Source organism: Micromonospora sp. NPDC048170 (assembly GCF_040652795.1).
Taxonomy (GTDB): Bacteria; Actinomycetota; Actinomycetes; order Mycobacteriales; family Micromonosporaceae; genus Micromonospora.
The window spans coordinates 157,587-177,300 of the sequence record NZ_JBEZMR010000009.1 but is presented as its reverse complement, the minus strand read 5'-3'; the positions used below and the strand labels follow the sequence as shown (position 1 = coordinate 177,300).

General features: G+C 73.1%; 14 protein-coding genes and 1 pseudogene. 6 read left to right on the top strand and 9 right to left on the bottom strand.

Going from position 1 to position 19,714, the window contains the following annotated elements:
- Positions 1-9 precede the first annotated feature (9 nt).
- From AB0D32_RS15425 to AB0D32_RS15415, 3 genes are all read right to left on the bottom strand, one after another.
- The gene (locus AB0D32_RS15425; protein WP_357089910.1) at positions 10-3,288 is read right to left on the bottom strand and encodes a lamin tail domain-containing protein; all 3,279 of its coding nucleotides are present in this window, start codon (positions 3,286-3,288) and stop codon (positions 10-12) included.
- Positions 3,289-3,385: 97 nt separating this feature from the next.
- Positions 3,386-4,402, bottom strand: coding sequence for a GNAT family N-acetyltransferase (locus tag AB0D32_RS15420; RefSeq protein WP_357090023.1), 1,017 nt, complete (start codon positions 4,400-4,402; stop codon positions 3,386-3,388).
- 72 nt (positions 4,403-4,474) lie between these two features.
- Positions 4,475-6,028, bottom strand: coding sequence for a lytic murein transglycosylase (locus AB0D32_RS15415; protein ID WP_357089908.1), 1,554 nt, complete (start codon positions 6,026-6,028; stop codon positions 4,475-4,477).
- A gap of 56 nt (positions 6,029-6,084) precedes the next feature.
- Between AB0D32_RS15415 and AB0D32_RS15410 the strand changes: the two genes are divergently transcribed.
- The gene (locus tag AB0D32_RS15410; RefSeq protein ID WP_350920751.1) at positions 6,085-6,303 is read left to right on the top strand and encodes a zinc ribbon domain-containing protein; all 219 of its coding nucleotides are present in this window, start codon (positions 6,085-6,087) and stop codon (positions 6,301-6,303) included.
- 235 nt (positions 6,304-6,538) lie between these two features.
- The gene (locus AB0D32_RS15405) at positions 6,539-9,373 is read left to right on the top strand and encodes an adenylate/guanylate cyclase domain-containing protein (protein ID WP_357089906.1); all 2,835 of its coding nucleotides are present in this window, start codon (positions 6,539-6,541) and stop codon (positions 9,371-9,373) included.
- 146 nt (positions 9,374-9,519) lie between these two features.
- Here the strand turns inward: AB0D32_RS15405 and AB0D32_RS15400 are convergent, their stop codons facing one another.
- Positions 9,520-10,059 (bottom strand): phospholipase, encoded by a 540-nt coding sequence (locus tag AB0D32_RS15400; RefSeq protein ID WP_357089904.1) that lies wholly within the window; start codon positions 10,057-10,059, stop codon positions 9,520-9,522.
- 176 nt (positions 10,060-10,235) lie between these two features.
- The gene (locus AB0D32_RS15395) at positions 10,236-11,897 is read right to left on the bottom strand and encodes a family 10 glycosylhydrolase (protein WP_357089902.1); all 1,662 of its coding nucleotides are present in this window, start codon (positions 11,895-11,897) and stop codon (positions 10,236-10,238) included.
- Positions 11,898-12,216: 319 nt separating this feature from the next.
- Here AB0D32_RS15395 and AB0D32_RS15390 point away from each other — a divergent pair, with 319 nt between their 5' ends.
- The gene (locus AB0D32_RS15390) at positions 12,217-13,716 is read left to right on the top strand and encodes an amino acid permease (RefSeq protein ID WP_357090020.1); all 1,500 of its coding nucleotides are present in this window, start codon (positions 12,217-12,219) and stop codon (positions 13,714-13,716) included.
- An 82-nt stretch (positions 13,717-13,798) separates the two neighbouring features.
- Here AB0D32_RS15390 and AB0D32_RS15385 read toward each other — a convergent pair whose 3' ends face one another.
- The 3 genes and pseudogenes from AB0D32_RS15385 to AB0D32_RS15375 form a co-directional block, all read right to left on the bottom strand.
- Positions 13,799-14,524 (bottom strand): methyltransferase domain-containing protein, encoded by a 726-nt coding sequence (locus tag AB0D32_RS15385; protein ID WP_357089899.1) that lies wholly within the window; start codon positions 14,522-14,524, stop codon positions 13,799-13,801.
- 167 nt (positions 14,525-14,691) lie between these two features.
- Positions 14,692-14,943: pseudogene (locus AB0D32_RS15380) on the bottom strand (hypothetical protein); the annotation flags it as partial.
- A 38-nt stretch (positions 14,944-14,981) separates the two neighbouring features.
- Positions 14,982-16,619 (bottom strand): ABC-F family ATP-binding cassette domain-containing protein, encoded by a 1,638-nt coding sequence (locus AB0D32_RS15375; RefSeq protein ID WP_357089897.1) that lies wholly within the window; start codon positions 16,617-16,619, stop codon positions 14,982-14,984.
- A 219-nt stretch (positions 16,620-16,838) separates the two neighbouring features.
- Here AB0D32_RS15375 and AB0D32_RS15370 point away from each other — a divergent pair, with 219 nt between their 5' ends.
- The 3 genes from AB0D32_RS15370 to AB0D32_RS15360 all read left to right on the top strand — a co-directional run bounded on the left by AB0D32_RS15370 (position 16,839) and on the right by AB0D32_RS15360 (position 18,621).
- On the top strand, positions 16,839-17,609 hold the full coding sequence (locus AB0D32_RS15370; protein WP_357089894.1) for an ROK family protein: 771 nt from the start codon (positions 16,839-16,841) through the stop codon (positions 17,607-17,609).
- Positions 17,610-17,792: 183 nt separating this feature from the next.
- Entirely contained in the window at positions 17,793-18,161 is a 369-nt protein-coding gene (locus AB0D32_RS15365) for a tetratricopeptide repeat protein (RefSeq protein ID WP_357089892.1), read from the top strand.
- Positions 18,162-18,366: 205 nt separating this feature from the next.
- Complete coding sequence (locus AB0D32_RS15360; protein ID WP_088987488.1) at positions 18,367-18,621, top strand: Smr/MutS family protein; 255 nt, start codon at positions 18,367-18,369, stop codon at positions 18,619-18,621.
- A gap of 135 nt (positions 18,622-18,756) precedes the next feature.
- Here AB0D32_RS15360 and AB0D32_RS15355 read toward each other — a convergent pair whose 3' ends face one another.
- Entirely contained in the window at positions 18,757-19,659 is a 903-nt protein-coding gene (locus AB0D32_RS15355) for an SdrD B-like domain-containing protein (RefSeq protein ID WP_357089888.1), read from the bottom strand.
- Between the last annotated feature and the right edge of the window lie 55 nt (positions 19,660-19,714).

The following is a 19,714-nucleotide window of genomic DNA, read 5'->3' as shown; positions in this document are numbered from 1 at the left end:
GGGTGTTACTCAGTCGTCGTCGGTGATGGTGCCCACGGCGAGCGGGTCGGCCAGGCGCAGGCCCGGCACCCCGGCCACCAGCAGGTGCACCTTCTCGTCCGCCTCCCGTTTCCGGTCGCCGCGCACGGTCACCGGGAAGGCCAGCGAGGTCTGCCCGGCGGCCAGGACCTTGCAGCCGACGTACGGGTCGTAGTCGGCGCCGGCCTGGGCCGTGGTGCCGTACGTGGCGGCGCAGAGCAGCACCGACTGGGACAACGGCCGCGACACGGTGACCGTGAAGGTCAGCGGGCGGGTGCCCCGGTCGCCCTCGACCACCGACGTGTCGCTGACGCTCAGCGACGCCCGGGAACGGAAACGGGCCACCTGCGGGTCGTGGTCGCTGGAGCCCCGGCTGCCGTCGCCCGCGTGGTCGGCCGGCCAGTCGGCGTTGATGTGCGCGGCCCGCATCTGCACCAGGTCACGGTGCAGCGCGCCGTTGACGAACAGGTGGTCCAGCGTCTGCACCTGCCCCTCGAAGCTGTACGAGTAGGCGGACGACGGCGCGTCTGCGAGCAGGTCGTCCCACAGGTTACGCATGCCGGCCTCGTACAGCGGCCCGAGCTGGTCCGACGGGGTGGGCTCCGCCGCCGTGGCGATCGGGTCGTCGGGGCGGGGGAAGACGTTGAGGTCCCCGCCGTAGACCACCCGCGCGTGCGGGTCCGACGCCTCGATCGCGGTGACGATCGCGGCACCGTACGCGGCCTGCTCCCGGCGCTGCCCGACCCGGCTGTCCGGCCCCGACGAGTAGTGGTTGCTCGCGGCCCACACCGTGTACCGCTCGGTGGAGCCGGGCGCCGCAGCGACAGTGAACTTGCCGAGCTGCGGGGCGCGGGTGAAGACGTTGTCGCCGTCCTTGCCGGTGGACGTGTCCACGTCGGCGGGGAGGACCGCGTTGAGCGCCTTCGGGTTCTGCACGTCCGCGTTCGCCGGCAGGCCCGCGCTCCGGTACTGCACCGTCGGCGTCGAGCCCAGCAGCGGGTCGCCGGCGGTGGCCTCGGCCAGCGACACCCGGTCGGTGCGGAACAGGAACGCCGCGGTGATGCCCCGGGCATCCGCGCCCGTCCGGTCGTACGCGGCCTGATAGGCCGGACCACCGGCGGCTGCGATGGTCAGCGCCAGGTCCTGGAGGCTGTCCGGCGCGCCGTCCGCGTTGTTCGTGGTGCCACAGACCAGCTCGCCGCCCGAGACCGAGCAGATGTCCTGGTCCTCGGCCTCCTGCACCAGGATCAGGTCCGGCGAGTGCAGGTCGGTGGTGATCTGGTCGGCCAGCGCGACGAGTTGCTCGCGGTACTCCTGCTCGCTGCCCGGGACGTAGTCGAACGGCGGGCGCACGCCGGTGCAGCCGGCGTTACCGGCGAAGTCGCAGCCGTCGAAGGGGTCGTCGCGGTAGTCGTACAGGTTCTCGACGTTGTAGGCCGCGACCGCGAACTCCTCCGACCGGTTGGCGGGCTTCGGCGGGTTGTTCGTCGACGGATCGGTCCCGCCGGTGAACACGGCCCGCTCGACCTGCACGCCGTACTTCTCGAACGAGTAGTAGAGCCCACCGACCGCGTCGGCGGTCAGCGTGTCGAAGGTACGCGCCGGCGGGAGCAGCATGCCGCTGTCGCCCGTGGTGCCCTTGACGCCCATGCTGCCGAGCAGGACGCGCTGCCCGTTGCCGTCGTCGAAGCGGCGACCCGGGTCGTTGTCCAGCGGGTGCGCGTCCCGGAACACCCGACGGGCGTGCGGGTCGGCGCGGTCGAGCAGCGGGTCGTCCCGGTCGATCACGAAGATCTCCGCGTCGGCGGTGGAGGGGAAGACGTTCCGCCCGCTCACCGCGCCGCTGCCGGCACGCACCCGTAGCCGGGCGCCCTCGTGCCGCTCGAAGAAGCGCTGCGCCGCCGCCAACTCGACCGGCGGCACCGCGTCGGTCACCTCGACCTCGGCGTTCACGTCCACCCCGGAGGCGATCCGGCGGACCAGTGACGCGCCGGAGAGCTGGGTGAAGTTGAAGTACTCGGAGACCCGGGCACGCAGCACCACCTCGTCGCCGACCGTCGGCACGTAGCCGCCGATCAGTGAGGTGAACGAGCCCATGAAGACGAATATGCCGTCCGAGCTCGTCGGGTCGCCGTCGGTGGCGTCCGACCGGCTCTGTAGGAAGAAGCCGCGCTGGTCACGGCCCGACGAGTCGCGGGCCAGGGTGAGCTGGGTGATCACGCCGCGTACGTCGTACAGCGTGCTGCTGGTGCCGTTGCCGGAGGCCGGCGCGAGCGGCGACCGGTCGGCGGGGCCGGACTCGGCGTCGGTGGTGGGGCCCTGCACCTCGCCGACGGTCAGCTCCCGGGTGACCTGCACGGCCAGGGTGCAGGTCGCGGTGCCGCCGTCCGCGTCGGTCGAGGTCAGCACCACGGTGTACGCCCCGGCGGCCAGGCCGGCGCTCGTGCCGACCGTGGCCCGGGCGGTGCCGCCGACCGCGTCGGCCGGGGTGACCGCCGTGCGGCTGACGGAGCCGGTGGCCGGGGCCGGGCTGACCGAGGTGACCGCCAGGTCCACGATCCGGTCGTCCGCGTCGGTGGCGGTGACCTCCCGGGTGGCCGCCGTGCCGGCCGAGGTGACCAGCGTCGGGCCGCAGGTGAGCGTGGCGGGTGCGTCGACCGGCCCACCGCCGTCGACCGTGTGCGTGCCGAGCCCGTCGAACGTGTCGACGGGGAAGCCGGCCCACTGGGCGGCCGGATCGAACGCGTCAGCGGGGTCGGTGTCGCCGGAGGTCACTGCGGCCGACCGACGCAGCGTGTTGTCGGCGGTGCTGGTGACGCCCGTGCCCCACTCGGTGCCGGGATCGACGCCGACCTGGCCGATCGAGTCGAGCACGGTGCCGCCCCGACGCAGCACGATCGCGTCGTCGCCGTTGAACAGGCTGGCGGTCGTGGTCTGGTCGGCCTGGTCGAGGATGGCCGGCACGGCCGAGGCGGAGGCGAACACGAAGGCGTCACCGGCCGCGACGGTGCCGGTGAGAGCCAGGCTCGTCGGAGTGGTGGATCCGTTGAAGTGCAACTGGAGCTGGTAGCCGCCAGCGCCCAGGTCGATGGCGGCGCCGGTGCCGTTGAACAGCTCGATCGCCTTGTTGTTCGACGAGCCTTCGACGTACTCGGAGATGAAGAGGTCGGTGGGCGCGGCGCTGGCCGCGGTGGGTGCGACGCCGACGGCCGTGACGGTCACGGCGGCGGTGGCGGTCGCGAGCGCGGCAAGAGTGCGGCGCGGGCGCATGAGGCCTCCACGATGGGTGGACGGGGAACTAACGCACGTTAAGGGTCGCTGCTGACTGCCGTCCATCCCCCGGAGGACAGTTTCGTGAACTCTCCGGTCAACGTCCGGCGTCGATGCGGTGCACCAGCTCGGCCACGTCGATGCTGTATTCGCACCATTCGCGGTCCGGACGGTAGCCCAACTCGGCGTTGACCTTGAGCATGGCCTCGTTGGCCTGCGCGTTCCAGGTCTGCACCTCGGTCAGCTCCGCCTCCACCGAGCGCAGCTCCATCAGCATCCTTGCCTTGATCGCCCGGTCGATGCCGTAGCCCCGGTGGTCCTGCACGACGATGGTGTCGTACTGGTCGGCGCGGGTGGGATGCTGGACCGGCACGACGACCTCGGTCAGCCCGGCCACCTCCCCGGTCTTCTCGTGCAGGGCGAGCACGATGTAGGGCTTCATGCCCCGCCGGTGCAGGCAGTCCAGGCTGTCCCGCAGCCGCTGCGGATCGCAGGAGCTGGGGCGCAGTTCGCCGTCCTCGACGTCGCGCACCTCCGCCTTGGCCCGGGCGTACGTCTCGATCAGCTCGTCCGGCGGGCCACCCGGGTAGAACTCCAGGTGGTAGCCCGCGCCGATGCCGGTGGCCATCTCGGACAGCTCGGCCCAGTCCACCCCGGACAGGTCCAGCACGCTGCGGGTCTCGACGTACTCCTTCGAGAAGCCGAGCGACTCGTAGAAGGCGACGGCCGGCGTGTCGCCGACCACCTCCACCCCGATCGACTGGAAGCCCTCCTGGTAGACCCGACGGGCGGCGGTCAGGACGAGTTCCCGGCCGAGGCCAGTGCGCCGCGCCGACGGGTGCACCAGCACCTCCAGCACCCCGATGTCGCCGAGCAGCAGCACGTGCACGTGGCCCAGGATCGCCCCCGGGCTGCCGTCGGCCGCCGGCCCCGCCTGGGCGACCCAGGAGATCCGCCGCTCGCCGGGCATCACCTCGGCGAGATATTCCCGCATGGAAATCTCCCGCCACGGCGGATCCTGCGGAAGATCGACCGCCAGGCCCGCGTTCAGCGTGTCCAGGAGCGACGCGATCTCGGCGGACGACGCGGTCCTGGGGTCCCACTCGCGCACCATCACCCGTCTAGCTTGCCGCTAACGGCTGCCCGGGGGAAGTGTCCAGTTCTCCAATGTATGCGGACGATCACTTCACGTGCGGCTGGCCTGCCCGTAGCGGTTGGCGGTGTCGTAGACGTCCTGGGCGTAGCGACGGACGTTGTTGTACGACAGGATCGCGTTCCACCAGTCGGCCGGAATGGTGAGGTTCCGGCCGCCCTTGCAGAGGTAGTTGCCGGCGGCGAGGGCTGCGTCGTCCAGGTCGTGCGGGTCCTTGACGCCGTCGTTGTCGGCGTCGGCCCCGATCTCCTGCCAGGTGGTCGGGATGAACTGCATCGGCCCCACCGCCCGGTCGAGGACGGTGTCCCTGTCCAGCAGGCCCCGGTCGGTGTCGGCGATCCGCATGCGGCCGCCCTGCCCGTCCAGCGGCAGGCCGATGATCTCGGGCAGCGCCTTGCCGTCCTGGCCGAGTTGGGCGTTGTTGGCCTGGCCGTGCCCCGACTCGACGAACCCGATGGCCGCCAGGGTGGTCCAGCTGAGCCCGCAGCTGCGGTTGGTCTGGGAGAGCACGACCTCGGCATAGCCGTACGCCTGCATGGCCACCGGCGAGATGCCGACCTTCGGCCCGATCTGGGCGGCCCAGCCGGCGAGCGCGTCCGACGGCCGGCCGGTGATCCCGCCGACGGTGCCGCCGGTCGGCTCCGAGCCGAGCGGCGGCATCGTCTGGGTGGGCAGCGGCAGCCCGCCGGGCAGCGGCGCCTGCGGAGGGATGGTCGGCGCGGCGGTGGCGTCATCGGCGACCGGGCGGGGTGCCCGGGCCGTCGCGGGCACCAGCACCGCGCCCACCGCAGCCGTCGCCGCGACCAGGGCCAGCAGGAACACCCCGGGCAGGGTGAGCCGCCCGCTCGGCCGCCGCGACCAGTCCCGGGTGGCGCGGGCCGCGGCCATCGCGGTGCGGTGCGGCGGCCGGCGTACGGCATGCGCGAACTGCACCCGGCGGCGCCGGGGCCCGGTGGCCGGCTTCGCCGCGGGCGTGTCGACCTTCGTCTCCGTGAGGTCGCCCTTACCCGCGGCTGCCGACGCGCCGCTGTCGTCACCGGTCTTCGCCCCGGCCTCGGCAGCCCCGGCTGCGGTAGCCCCGGCCGCGGTGGCGCCGCTGCCGGTCTTCGTGCCGAGGGCGGTCTTGTCACCCGGTTTCGCGTCCGTGCCGGTCGTGTCGCCCGGCGTCGTGCCGGTGGCCGGCTTGTCGTCTGTGGTGGGCTTGTCGCCCGGCTTGGCCCCGGCCGTGGGCTCGTGGGCCGGCTCCGCCTCGGCGGCCGGGGCGTCGCCGGGCTTCGCGGCAGTGGTTGGGGCGTCGCCGGGCTTGTCGGTGTCGTCGGGCTTCGGGGCGGCAGTGGGCGTCGACCCGGTTGCCGGCGGCTCCGGTGTGGAGGAGTCGGTCGGCGTCTTCGCCGGACCGGCGGGTGTGGGACCGGCCGCCGCCGGGGCACCGGCACCGGCGGAGGCGCCGAATCTCAGCCAGGGGCGGCGGGGGCGCGGCAGCCGCGTCGCGGGTTCGGGCGCGGCGTCGGAACCGGCAAGCGGCCCGTCGATGGGCGCTGCCGGCCGCAGGGGCCGAAGGGTCGTCCTGTCCTCGCCGTCAACCACAAGTTGAGTATCACCCATGTCCCCCCGTACGTCAGGACCGGCCGTACCCTGGTGCCATGCCCCGGTACGAGTTTCGTTGCCGCGCCTGCGGCGACACCTTCGAGGTCAACCGCCCGATGGCGCATGCCGCCGAGCCGGCGTCCTGCCCGCAGGGGCACGCCGACACCGTCAAGCTTCTCTCCACTGTCGCGGTCACCGGCCGAGGCGGCGGTGCGGCCGGTGGCGCGCCGGCTCCGGCCGGTGGGGGCTGTTGCGGCGGTGGCTGCGGCTGCTGACCGGCGCGTCCGCCGTCGGTCCCGCCCGTCCGCGCCGGGACGTCCAGTTCAGCCCGCACGAACTGGGCAGGTCCCGTCGCTGATCCTTCGCCCGTTGCGGCATCTGTCGGCCCACGCCTCGCAGCCGTCGAGGGCGGACGGCCCACAGGGGCCGGGCGCGGCCGACCGTTCTCACGATGCGTGATGGTCCGGTATCAGGCAGCATGAGTCCGACGTCACGGGCGGAGGTTCCACCATGTCGCCACGGATCCACCTCCCGAGCGGGTTGGTGACCTTCGTCTTCACCGACATCGAGGGCTCCACCCGGCTGGCCCAGCTGCTCGGCCCGGACTACCGGCCGGTGTTGTGGGAGCACCGCCGTCTGCTGCGCCGGACGATCGCCGCGACCGAGGGCGCGGAGCTGCTGACCGAGGGGGACTCGTTCTTCCTCGCCTTCGGCGACGCGACCGCCGCGCTGACCGCCTGCCTGACGGCGCAACGGGCGCTGGCCAGCCACGAGTGGCCCACCGCCGACGCCGTGCCCCGGGTCCGGATGGGGCTGCACACCGGCTGGGCGGAGCCGCGCGACGGCGAGTACGCCACCCCGGAGGTGCACCGCGCGGCCCGGGTCGCCGCCGCGGCCCACGGCGGCCAGGTGCTCTGCTCGGCGTCGGCGGCGCGACACGCGGAGCCGCTGCCGCCCGGCGCGTCCCTGCTCGACCTCGGCCTGCACCGGCTGCGTGGCTTCGACGACCGGGAGCGGCTCTTCCAGCTGGTCGCGCCCGGCCTGGAACGGCAGTTCCCGCGGCCCCGCACCGCCGACGCGACCGCGCACAACCTGCCCACCCCGGTCACGTCGTTCATCGGCCGGCACGCCGAGCGTGCCGAGCTGAGGCGGCTGGTGGAGGCGCACCGACTGGTCACCGTCGTCGGCGCGGGCGGCGCGGGCAAGACCCGGCTGGCCGTGGAGCTCGCCGTCGACCTGGTGGAGTCCCACCCGGACGGCGTCTGGTTCGTCGACGTCGCCGCGGTCACCGACCCGGGCCTGGTGGCGTTCGCGGTCGCCGCCGTGCTCGGCCTGCGTCCCGAGCCGGGCCGCCCGATGGTCGACACCCTGGTGGAGTACGCGGCGGCGCGCCGCATGCTCGTCCTGCTGGACACCTGCGACGCCCAGCCGGCAGCGTCGGCCGCCCTGATCTCCCGGCTGCTCGCCGGCGGGGTGGGCGTCCGGGTGCTCGCCACCAGTCGGGAGTCGTTCGGCGTGCCGGGCGAGGTGGTCTGGCGGATCCCGCCGCTGTCGGTCGACCCGCCGCCGGACGGGGCGGAGAGCGACGCGGTCGCGCTGCTGCTGGACCGGACGGCGGCGGCCCGGGGTGGCCGGCCGCCGGATCCGGCCGAGTCGGCGGACCTGCGTCGGGTCGTACGCCGGTTGGACGGGCTGCCGCTCGCCATCGAGCTGGCCGCGGCCCGGCTGCGGGTGCTCTCCGTCGGTCAGCTCGCCGAGCGCCTCGACGACGTGCTGGGCACCCTGGACGCGGGCCGGGATCCGGAGCGGTCCCCGGACGAGCCGGATTGGTCGGGCGACCGGCCGGACGTGGTGGACCCGGCCGGGGCGGTGGGGGAGATGGCGCCGCCCGGCTTGGCCGTCGGGGATGGGCGGCGCCCCGCCACCGAACGGCACCTGACCATGCAGGCCACGGTCACCTGGTCGTACCGCACGTTGGGGCCGCGGGCCGCCCGGCTGCTGCGCTGGCTGGCGGTCTTCGCCGGCCCGGTCGACCTGGCGACGGTGGAGTGGCTGCTCGGCGACGATCCACTCGATCCGCTCTCGGTGCTCGTCGACAAGTCGATGGTGCTGGCGGAGCCGCACGCCTCGGGCTGCACCTACCGGATGCTCGACCCGATCCGGGCGTACGCGGCGCGGCGGCTGGTGGAGGCGGGGGAGGAGCGCTCGGCCCGGGACCGGCACGTGGCGTGGTCGACGCACGCGCTGGAGCGGGCCCACCTCGGCCCGGACGGGCAGCCGGTGACTCTCTCCCTCTACGCCCTCGACCCGCTCGCCGGCGAGCTGCGCGCCGCGTTGCGTTGGTGCGCCACCGGCGGCGGTGCCCGGGCCGGGCTGCGGCTGGCCGGTGGCCTCGACCAGTGGTGGCGGGAGCGGGGCCTGGCCCGGGAGGGGCGGCTCTGGATGTTCCGGCTGTACGGGCGGATCGCCGAGAAGGGGGAGCGGATTCCGGACGCCGAGCTGGCGGCGGCGTACCACATGCACTCGCTGCACGCCGGCGCGGACGGCGAGTTCGCCGAGGAGCTGCGCTACTCCCAGCGGGCGGAGGCGGCGGCCCGGCAGGCGGGCGACGCCGGCCTGCTCGCCCGGGTGCTCGCCGGGCGGGCGGCTCCGCTGGTCGACATGGGACAGTTCGCGGAGGCTGAACGGGTCTGCCGTGAGGTGATCGACTGGGCGTCCGGCCAGGAGGTGGTCGGCGACGCGCTCTTCGGGGTCTTCAGGCTGGCCGAGCTGCTCTGGCGGCGGGGTGCCCTGGACGAGGCGGCCGAGCTGCTGGGCGCGGCCCGCCCGGTGGAGGCGGCCCGTCCGGTCGAGCGGGGGCGGCGTTCGGTCGACATGCTGCTCGGGATGGTCGCCCTGGCGCGGGGTGACCTGGTCGCCGCGCACGAGCACCTCCAGGTGGCGCTCCGGTCGCGGATGAGCCACGGCTTCCACGGGCGGGCCTGCGACACGTTGAACGCGATGGCGGTGCGCTGCGCGGCGGGCGGTGACGGGCCGACGGCGGCCCGCCTGTTCGGCGCGGCGGGGGCGACCCGGGCGAGCATGCGTTGCACCCCGGGCATCTATGGCGGGTACTGGGCGCAGCGGCAGGGGGAGCTGCGCCGGGAGTTGGGCGACGCGGCCTTCGACAGCGCGTACGGCGAGGGGGCCGAGTTGGGACTGGAGGAGGCGGCGGCGCTGGCCCTCGGCGTCGAGCATCCGGATCTGGCGGCGGGCTCGGCGAGGTTCCGGGCCGGTCAGGCCCGCGCGGTTCCCCGCCAGCCCGTCACTCCCGACCGCCGCCGGCACCACACCGGTCACGCCTGACGGCGGTCCGCCGGGTGTCCGCACCGGTCGGGTCCGCGTCCACGACCGCCGGCGGGACGCGGACCCCCGGGCCACACAGCGCTGGCGCCGCTACCGCTCGGTGTCGCCGAGAGGCGAAGCCGAGCGACAAGAGTGGTGCGGGTCGGTCAGTGGCGCAGGGCGGCGCGGCGTTCGGCGTCGGCCTTCATCCGGGCGGCACGGTCGATGTCTGCCTGCTGCACGGCGGCGACCGAGCCGAAGGCGCTGACGGCCTGGTAGTACGTCCAGGCGAGGCTGTAGCAGGCGGGTCGCACGACGGTGCTGTACGTGGTGCAGACCCGCTTCAGGTCCTCGTAGAAGGCGCTGTCCAGGCGGGGCTTGTTCGCCGGGAACTGGCTGACCTTCTTGTAGTTGCGGTAGCCGAAGTCGTGCCGGTGGCAGGAGAGGCTGAAGTTGAAGCCGAGCGGGTTGTCGGGGCTCGACGAGCAGTAGTCGGTCGACCAGTCGAAGCCGTACTCCGCCCAGGCGCCCTTGTTAAGCCGGCCGGCGTTCCATGCGTTGTAGCTGGTGGCGCTGGTCTGGGTCCAGCTGGACAGGACGGACAGCTTCTGCGAGGGCGTGACGGCGGCGGCGGGGGAGGAGATCCCGAAGACGGTGAGCAGCGCGAGCGCGGCCGAGGCGAGGAGGGTGGTGAGGCGTCTGGGCACGGTTACCTCCGCGGGGGTGGGCGGCGGGACGGGTTACCGGTGGGTCACCGGAGTGTCGATCAGTGTTGATCGATGGCCGTTCCGAGGGATGCGGGGGCCGCCGTCAATTGGTGACAGGTGCCCAAACAGACGAATGCCCCGGGTGCCTGGGGGCACCCGGGGCATTCGGTCGGACGTCAGCGGACGAATGCCGGCGGGCTCGCCGGGCTCTCGTTCGCCAGCCGGTCGAGCGCGGTCACGTAGTAGGTGTACCGCTTGCCGGCCTCGGCGGTGGTGTCCACCCAGGACTGGGTCCTGGTGCCGGTGTCGGCGCGGACCGTGTCGACGAGGTGCGCCCCGTCGGCGAAGTCGCACCGGCCGGCCAGGCCGAGCCCGTCGAAGCGGTAGACCGCGTACGACGTGGCGGTGCCGAGCGGGCCCACGCCGTCAGCCGGCTGGAGCCAGCTCAGGCGGACCCCGTCGTCCTGCCGCGCGGCCTTGGTGACCACCGGCATGAGCAGCGGCTTCTTCGGCAGGTGCGACATGGTCGGGATCAGTGCCGGGCGGGAGTAGTGCTCGGCGGCGTAGATGTCGGTCGCACCGAGCCGGTTGGCCTGGACCTGCACGGCCGAGAAGTGGATGTTGCCCTGGACCTCCGGGTACGCCCGGTTGAGCGTCAGGTGGTCGGACAGCTCGCGCGGGTTCTGCCAGAACGAGCCGTAGGCCGGGTCACCGCTCTTGTAGTCGGCCTGGCCGATGTAGAGCTGAACCTTGGTGCCCTTCACCACGTCCGCCCACCACGGCACCAGCCGGGCGTAGTCGGCGGCCGGGTACTGGCCGATGTACCAGTAGAGCTGCGGCACGATGTAGTCGATCCACTCCTCCTTGACCCACTTGCGGGTGTCGGCGGAGACGGTGTCGTACGCCTGGCTGCCGGTGGTGTCCGAGCCCAGCGGGTCGACCGACTGGTTGCGCCAGATGCCGAACGGGCTGACGCCGAACTTCACCCACGGCTTCGCGGCCTTGACCTTGACGCCCATCTCCTGGATCAGCAGGTTGGTGTTGTCCCGCCGCCAGTCGGCCTTGTTGGTGATGCCGCGGTTGTGTGCCGCGAAGGTGGCGTCGTCGGGCACCTGGTGGGTGCCGCTCGGGTAGGGGTAGAAGTAGTCGTCGAAGTGTACGCCGTCGATGTCGTACCGCTTGACCGCGTCCATCATCGCGGTCTGCACGAACTCGCGGACCTCCGGGATGCCGGGGTTGTAGTAGAGCCGGCTGCCGGCGACGCCGGCCGGCGGGTAGGCGAAGACCCAGTCGGGGTTCTCCCGGGCCGGGTGGTTCGGCGCGAGCAGGTTGATGTCCCCGCCGGCGCCGCCCGGGGCGGGCATGGAGACGCGGTACGGGTTGAACCAGGCGTGGAACTCCAGGTTCCGCTTGTGCGCCTCCTCGACCACGAACTTCAGCGGGTCCCAGCCCGGGTCCTGCCCACGGACCCCGGTCAGGTACTCCGACCAGGGCTCGTGGGGCGACGGCCAGAACGCGTCGGCGGTCGGCCGGATCTGGACGACCACGGCGTTGTGGTTGAGCCGCTCGGCGAGGTCGAGCAGGCGGCGGTAGTCGGCCTGCTGGGTGGCGATCCGGTCCGGCGAGGTCTGGGACGCCTTGGTCGGCCAGTCGATGTTGACGACCGACGAGATCCACATGGCCCGGAACTGCCGCTTCGGGGTGGCCGGGTCGATGGTGCAGGTGGTGGGGGCGGCGGTGGTCGCCGTGTCCGGCGCCGCGCTCGCGGGGGTGGCGGCGACGAGCGCGCCGAGCAGTGCGGCGGCCAGCCCGGCGGCTCCGAGCCGAGTTGCCTTCATGCGGTGTGTCCCTTCGTTGGGGCTCCCGTGTCAGGGGTTCATCGCGGCGCAGACGGCAAGATTCGCCGTGGGATATTTACCGCTGGTAGGAAATTTTCACACCGCACGGGTTCGCGCAAGGGTCTGGACGGGATCGATCCGTCCGTCGCCTCCGACTCCCCCCTGTGGCCGGACTCCAGGGACCCATGGTGACGGCGGGCGCACCATGCGTGGTGACCCGCATGGCCGGGAGATGGCGGTTGAGGAGAGTCCGCCACGGGTAGCAACGCCGGTCACCGGTCGCCACGGGGTGGTCCGGACGGTGGGAGGGGTGACCGCGGTGTCCATGCTGCGTACCAAACCGATCAGGGACGTGATCGCGCAGAGCGAGGCCGACGGCAGCGACGGCGGGCCCGGCCTGAAACGCCGGCTCGGCGCCCGCGACCTCACCGGCTTCGGCATCGGCATCGTGATCGGCACCGGCATCTTCACGCTCACCGGGATCGAGGCCCGGGACAGCGCCGGGCCCGGCGTGGTGATCTCGTTCGCCATCGCCGGCCTGGTCGCCCTGCTCGCCGCCCTCTGCTACGCCGAGTTGGCGTCGAGCGTGCCGACCGCCGGCAGCGCCTACACCTACGCGTACGCGACCATGGGCGAGATCGTCGCCTGGATCATCGGCTGGGACCTGCTGCTGGAGTTCGCCCTCGGCGCGGCGGTCGTGGCGCGCGGCTGGTCCGGCTACCTGGCGGAACTCGTCGGGCTGCCCACCGCCTGGTTCGGCGAGGAGGGCAGCGTCGTCAACGTCGGCGCGATCGGCATCGTGCTGCTGCTCGGCGTCGTGGCGATCGTCGGCGTCCGGGAGTCCGCCCGGGTGACCAACCTGCTGGTGCTCGTCAAGGTCGCCATCTGCGTCTTCATCGTGGTCGCTGGCCTGTTCTTCGTGAAGGCCGCCAACCTCACCCCGTTCATCCCGGCGGCGGAGCCCGCCGACGGGAGCGAGGACGGCATCAAGCAGCCCGTCACCCAGGCGCTCTTCGGCCTGGAGCCCTCGGTGTTCGGCTTCGTCGGCGTACTCAGTGCCGCCGCGGTGGTGTTCTTCGCGTACACCGGCTTCGAGGCGGTGGCCAACCTCGGCGAGGAGACGAAGCGGCCCCGCCGGGACCTCACCCTCGGCCTGATCGGCACGCTGCTGATCTCCACCACGCTGTACATCGGCGTCTCGCTGGTCCTGGTGGGCATGGTGCCGTACACCGAGATCGACCGGGGCGCCCCGATCGCGGCGGCCTTCAACGCCGTCGGCGCGCACTGGGCCGGCGTGCTCGTCTCCATCGCCGCCGTCGCCGGCCTTACCAGCGTGATCCTGGTCGACCTGGTGGCCATGGGCCGGATCGGCTTCGCCATCAGCCGCGACGGGCTGATCCCGCCGTCGGTCGCGAAGGTGCACCCGCGCTGGGGCACGCCGTACCGGATCTCGGCCGTCATGACGGTGGTGGTCGCGCTGCTCGCGGGCCTCCTGCCGCTGTCGGCCCTGGCCGACCTGGTCAGCATCGGCGCGCTCGCGGCGTTCGTGCTGGTCTCGGTCGCGGTGCCGATCCTGCGCCGCCGGCGCCCGGACCTGGACCGCCCGTTCCGGGTGCCGTTCTCCCCGGTCCTGCCGATCGTGTCGGCGCTGGCCTGCTTCTACCTGATGCTGAACCTGTCGGTGGAGACCTGGCTGCGGTTCGCCGCGTGGATGCTGCTCGGCGTGCTGATCTACTTCGGCTACGGCTACCGCAGGAACCGCCTGGCCCGCCGCCCGGAGCCCGCCGACCCGCAGGCCAAGGAGCCGGCCTCCGCCTGACCCGGGCGACCGCCCCGACGCCCCTGTCCGCGGTTACCGGCCGGGGGGCCGGACCGTGGCGGGCGGGCGGGCGGCGTGGCGTTCAGTCGAAGAAACGGGCCAGGTGGGACGGGGTGGGCCCCTCCGCGCCCGGGGGCAGCGGGGTGAGGTCGGCGAAGATCGACGCGCCGTCGCAGCCGACGTGCAGCGGATACCAGCGCGGGGTGCCCGGTGGGCGCTGGAGGCAGATCCCCTTGACCGTCTGCACGTCGAGCAGCCGCACGTGGGTCGGGTCGGCCACCGCGTTCACGTGCCGCCACCACGGGCTCATCACGTGCAGCACGCCGCCCGGCCGCAGCACCCGGTGACACTCGTCGACCAGCGACAGGAAGTCGATCAGGTGCTCCAGGATGTGCACCGCGAAGAAGACGTCCACCGAGTCGTCGGCCAGCGGCAGCGAGCCGGAGAGATCCGCCACCGCATCCACCCCCGGGGCCGGGAAGATGTCCAGCCCCAGGTTGCCCGGCCACTGCTTGGTGGCGCCGCAGCCCAGATCGACCACCATCGGGTCGCGCCCGCCGACGCGTACCCGGCACCACACGCCCAGCACCCCGGCGAGCCGGCCGACCCGGTCCCGGACCAGGCGCAACTCGTCCTGCTCGGCGACCTCGCCGCTGAGGTGGGCCACCCCCCGGTCGAAGCGCACCTCGACCGCGAGGTCGCGCAGCCGGTCGTCGTGCCGGGCCTGGTCGGCCCACGACTCGGCGAGAAATCCGTCAATCGCCCGCAGCCGCTCGGCCGAGGGCGGGGCCTGTGCCATCGCGACCATCCGGGCCACCTCCCGCCGGCCGATACCCGGATCCCCGCCCGTTATGCCCGCGCCGTGCCGCGATTCCGGATCGCCCCCGCTCGCCTCGCGGCCCGGACGGGTCAGCCGGTGATCGTCCGCCGGGGACGGCCGCCGCCGCGCATCCGCTGCCGGGGCGGCGGGGCCGCCGCCTTTGGCCGTTTGAGGTGGTAGCGGTGCAACTCGCTGTTGCCGGGCATGGACGGGTCCTCGCTCATCGCGACCAGCTCCCAGCCCTGGTCGCCGGCCCGGTTGAGGTGGGCCAGCGCGGTGTCGCCGTAGGGCGTCACGTCGACCATGGAACCGTCCGGGCCGTACCAGACGAAGACGATCTCCCAGCCGATGTCGGTGGTGGCCGCCTGGCGGCGGCGGACCAGCAGCGCGTACTCCCACTTGAGCATGGAGCCATTCTCACCCGCCGCGGGCGGGTCGGCACGGATCAGTCCTCGGCGATCCGTCCGGCGGTCACCCGCAGCCGCCGGTTCGTGGTCACCGCGTCGAGCATCCGCCGGTCGTGGGTGACCAGCAGCAGCGTGCCCGGGTAGCTGGCCAGCGCGGATTCCAGCTGCTCGATGGCAGGCAGGTCCAGGTGGTTCGTCGGCTCGTCCAGCACCAGCAGGTTCACCCCGCGCCCCTGGAGCAGCGCCAGCGCCGCCCTGGTCCGCTCGCCCGGCGACAGGGTCGCCGCCGGCCGCAGCACGTGCCCCGCGCGCAGGCCGAACTTGGCCAGCAGCGTCCGCGCGTCCGCCGGCGACAGCTGCGGTACGGCCGCACCGAACGCGTCGATCAGCGGCGCGTCCCCGAGGAACAGCCCCCGAGCCTGGTCCACCTCGCCGACCACCACGCCGGGACCCAGCGCGGCGTGCCCGGAGTCGAGGGGAAGCCGGCCCAGCAGGGCGGCCAGCAGGGTGGACTTGCCGGAGCCGTTCGCCCCGGTCACCGCCACCCGGTCGGCCCAGTCGATCTGGAGCGTCACCGGGCCGAGGGTGAAGTCGCCCCGGCGTACGACAGCTTCACGCAGCGAGGCCACGACGGCGCCGGCGCGGGGCGCGGCGGCGATCTCCATCCGCAGCTCCCACTCCTTGCGCGGCTCCTCGACCACCTCCAGCCGCTCGATCAGCCGCTCGGTCTGCTTGGCCTTGGCCGCCTGCTTCTCGGTCGCCTCGGCGCGGAACTTACGGCCGATCTTGTCGTTGTCCGTGGCCTTGCGGCGGGCGTTCTTCACACCCTTCTCCATCCAGGCCCGCTGGGTCCGGGCGCGCGCCTCCAGCCCGGCCCGGGTGTCGGCATACTCCTCGTACTCCTCGCGGGCATGCCGGCGGGCCACCTCGCGCTCCTCCAGGTAGCCCGCGTAGCCGCCGCCGTAGTGCCGCACCTGCCGTTGGTGCAGGTCCAGCTCCAGCACGCGGGTCACCGTGCGGGCGAGAAACTCCCGGTCGTGGCTGACCAGCACCGTGCCCGCGCGCAGCCCGGTGACGAACTCCTCCAGCCGCTCCAGGCCGGCCAGGTCCAGGTCGTTGGTCGGCTCGTCGAGCAGGAAGACGTCGTAGCGGCTGAGCAGCAGCGAGGCCAGCCCGGCCCGGGCCGCCTGACCACCGGAGAGACCGGTCATCGGGTGGTCCAGGTCGACCGTGAGGCCCAGCTCGGCGGCCACCTGCTCGGCCCGTTCCTCCAGGTCCGCCCCGCCGAGGGCGAGCCAACGCTCCAGCGCCTCGGCGTAGGCGTCGTCGGCGCCGGGCACACCGTCGGTGAGCGCCACCGTCGCCTCGTCCAGCGCGACCTGCGCGGCGGTGACCCCGGTGCGCCGGGCCAGGAAGTCGCGGACGGTCTCGCCGGGCCGCCGCTCCGGCTCCTGCGGCAGGTGCCCGATGCTCGCGGTGGGCGGGCTGAGCGTGACGCCGCCGGCCTCCACCGGCAGCAACCCGGCGAGGGTACGCAGCAGCGTCGACTTGCCGGCCCCGTTCGGCCCGACCAGCCCCACCACGTCCCCCGGCGCGACCACCAGGTCCAGCCCGGCGAACAACGCCCGCTCCCCGTGCCCCGCAGCCAACCCTTTGACGATCACCGTCGCACTCATTAACCCCCAACCCTATCCCCGCCCTCCCTGCCCCTCACCCCCCCGCCTCCCGCCCCCTGCCCCGCCCCGCCCCCGTCCCCGCGCCTCCCGCGCCCCCGCGCCCCCCGCCCCCGCGATCTTGCAGTTTGTGCCCGGACATGCGTGATGAAAGCCGCGAATGCGAGGCCGAAAGTGCAAGATCGCGAAACGTGTTCGGGCGGTACGCGGCACACTGCTCGGGTGGTGACCACTCTGGCGATCGACTGTGGCGGCGGCGGGATCAAGGCGTCCGTGCTGGACGGGGCGGGCACGATGCGCGCCCGGCCGCTGCGGGTGCCCACGCCGTACCCCCTGCCGCCGGCACTCTTCGTCAAGACGCTGCTGGAACTGGGCGGTCGGCTGCCCGCGGCGGACCGGCTGACCGTCGGCCTGCCCGGGATGATCCGGCACGGGGTGGTGGTGGCGACCCCGCACTACGTGACCCGCTCCGGCCCCCGCTCGAAGGTCGACCCCGGCCTGGTCACCCAGTGGTCCGGGTACGACGCGCGGACCGCGCTCGCCGAGGCGTTCGGGGTGCCGGCGCTGGTGCTCAACGACGCCGAGGTGCACGGGGCCGGGGTGGTCGCCGGGACCGGCTGCGAGCTGGTGCTGACCCTCGGCACGGGGCTGGGCAGCGCGCTCTTCGACGGCGGGGTGCTCGCCCCGCACCTGGAACTGTCCCACGCCCCGGTGCGCTGGAACACCACCTACGACACGTACGTCGGGGAGCCGGAGCGGCGCCGGCTCGGGGATGCGTTCTGGTCCCGCCGGATCCGGCAGGTCGTGGACGGGCTGCGCCCGGTGTTCCGCTGGGATCGGCTCTACCTGGGCGGGGGCAACTCCCGGCTGATCCGCCCCGAGCAACTCGCCCGGATGGGCGACGACGTGGTGGTGGTGCCCAACACCGCCGGCATCGTCGGCGGCGTCCGCGCCTGGGAGTTGGCCGCCGGCCGACACGGCGCCTCCACCTGACCCCGCGCCGCCACACCCCCCCTCGCGATCTTGCACTTTTGGCCCCGAGCCCACGGCTTTCGTCCGGATTGCCTGGGCGTCAAGTGCAAGATCGCGAGGGTGTGGGGTGATCGGGAACAGTCGCGGTACGGCGGGTGTTGTGCCAGCGTCGGGACAGTGGCGCGAGACGAGGAGGTGGGTCGGATGGACCTTCTGGCCGAGTACCGGCGAGCGAACATGTTCTTCGAGGCCGGTGACCCGACCGGAGCGGCCCGGTTGCTCGAACCGATCGTGGAGGCCGAGCCCGGCAACGCCTCGGTGCGGCAGTTGCTGGCCCGGGCGTACTTCCACTCGGCCCAGCTCAACCGGGCCGAGGCGCAGCTGCGGGAACTGGTCGACCGGGATCCCAGCGACCACTACGCCCACCACGTACTGGGCCGCACGCTGGAGCGGCTCAACCGGCACACCGACGCGCTGCGCCACCTGCGGATCGCGGCGGCGATGCACAGCGGCAACGACGACTACCGCGCCGCCCTGGACCGGGTACAGACCCGCGTCGAGGGCAGCCGCTGACGCCGGACGGACCACGCCGGCCGGGGCAGCTCTGTCGAGCTGCCCCGGCACCCGCCCAACGCCGGGCGCCGGGGTGATCAGGGCGCCATGGACCCTAAAACTGCCGGGTAACGTCCATGCCGTCCTGATCACCGGCCATCGCAGGGGACGGCGCCGGGCGGCCTAACATCGGTGTCATGGGACGTGACCTGCCGGTGGGTGTGGCGTGAAGCTGAAGCTGGACCTGCACGACATCTTCAACAAGGGCCAGGACATCGACCGGGCCCTGCGCGGGATCATGGACGAGGCGGTGGCGAAGAAGGCCACCCTCGTCGAGATCATCCCCGGCAAGGGCTCCGGCCAGCTCAAGAAGCGGGTGCTGCGGTTCCTCGACCAGAAGGACGTGAAGCAGCTCTACCATCGGGTCGAGAAGGACTCGAAGAACTTCGGCCGCCTCTTCGTGCACTTCCGCTGGAAGTAGCGCCCAGCTGCCCGGCCCCGTTTGCTCACCCCGCCAAGGGCGACGCCTGCTTCAGGGGTTGGGAACCGGACAGCAGCCACCGGTCAGATTGGTTGCGCCGCCCGCCCGAGTCGCCTTGGGCGGGCGGCGAGCGGCTCAGCTCTGAGTTATCAGGCCGGCGTCCACCACGTACTCGCCGCCGTGCGCGGCGTAGAACTCGGCGCTCCCGAGGAGCAGGGTCGGCTCGAACTGGTACGAGGTCACCATGTCCGAGTCGGTGGCGTCGTCACCCGTGTCGGCCACGGTCCGACCGTACGTGCTCGATGCCTCCAGCCGGACCTGGTACAGCAGTTCGGTGCGGGCGGTGATCGACCAGGTTCCGTCCGGGTTGACGGTGGCCGAACCGCCACCGACGGCCTGCCCCTGCCGAACCCACAGCCTCACGTTCACGACGCCGTCCGGGCCGCCGGCGATGGCCGGCTCACCTTCCTCGCGTTGCCCGTCGCGGTCGAGGTCGTGCCAGACGGTGCCGCGGATGACGCACGTGCCCGAGATCGCCACCCTGACGGAGTCGGTGTTGTTGTCGGTGTTCGCCTCACGGTGCTGAGGGGTGATGCTCGCGGTGATGGGGACTGTGCTGCCCGGTGCCGCGCCGGCCACGAGGAACGGCACGTGCAGTCGGCTGGCGCGACCGCCAGCCGCCAGTTCCGGATACGAGCACGTGTAGCTGGTCGTGTTCGCCGCCGCGCAGGCCCAACCGGTGTCGGGGACGGGCGGGGTCGTGGTCCGTAGTCCTGAAGGCGCCGAGACGGTCACGGTCACCGGGTTCGACGCGCCGTCGCCGTAGTTCCGGATGTCGATCCACGCGCTGAAGGTTTCGCCTTCCGCCGGGTTCAGCACGCCGGTCATCATCAGGTCGACAACCAGGTCGGGCCGGGGTTGCCCGGCCGCCACCGCGTCGGCCGGAGCGAGTGCCGCCGCGCCGCCGACGAGGGCGAGGGTGGCGAGAGAGGTGGAGAAGGTACGTCGGATCGACTGGGACAGGGAACGAGGTCGCATGACTTCCTCACGTCGCAGTGGCGGCCCTGCCGTGACGGCGAGGGCCCGGCTGGAG

Bases quoted from the DNA above. Each gene is read 5' to 3' on its own strand.
- AB0D32_RS15355 (WP_357089888.1), bottom strand. From the start codon at position 19,659: ATGCGACCTCGTTCCCTGTCCCAGTCGATCCGACGTACCTTCTCCACC.
- AB0D32_RS15395 (WP_357089902.1), bottom strand. From the start codon at position 11,897: ATGAAGGCAACTCGGCTCGGAGCCGCCGGGCTGGCCGCCGCACTGCTC.
- AB0D32_RS15425 (WP_357089910.1), bottom strand. From the start codon at position 3,288: ATGCGCCCGCGCCGCACTCTTGCCGCGCTCGCGACCGCCACCGCCGCC.
- AB0D32_RS15420 (WP_357090023.1), bottom strand. From the start codon at position 4,402: ATGGTGCGCGAGTGGGACCCCAGGACCGCGTCGTCCGCCGAGATCGCG.
- AB0D32_RS15410 (WP_350920751.1), top strand. From the start codon at position 6,085: ATGCCCCGGTACGAGTTTCGTTGCCGCGCCTGCGGCGACACCTTCGAG.
- AB0D32_RS15405 (WP_357089906.1), top strand. From the start codon at position 6,539: ATGTCGCCACGGATCCACCTCCCGAGCGGGTTGGTGACCTTCGTCTTC.
- AB0D32_RS15365 (WP_357089892.1), top strand. From the start codon at position 17,793: ATGGACCTTCTGGCCGAGTACCGGCGAGCGAACATGTTCTTCGAGGCC.
- AB0D32_RS15375 (WP_357089897.1), bottom strand. From the start codon at position 16,619: ATGAGTGCGACGGTGATCGTCAAAGGGTTGGCTGCGGGGCACGGGGAG.
- AB0D32_RS15385 (WP_357089899.1), bottom strand. From the start codon at position 14,524: ATGGTCGCGATGGCACAGGCCCCGCCCTCGGCCGAGCGGCTGCGGGCG.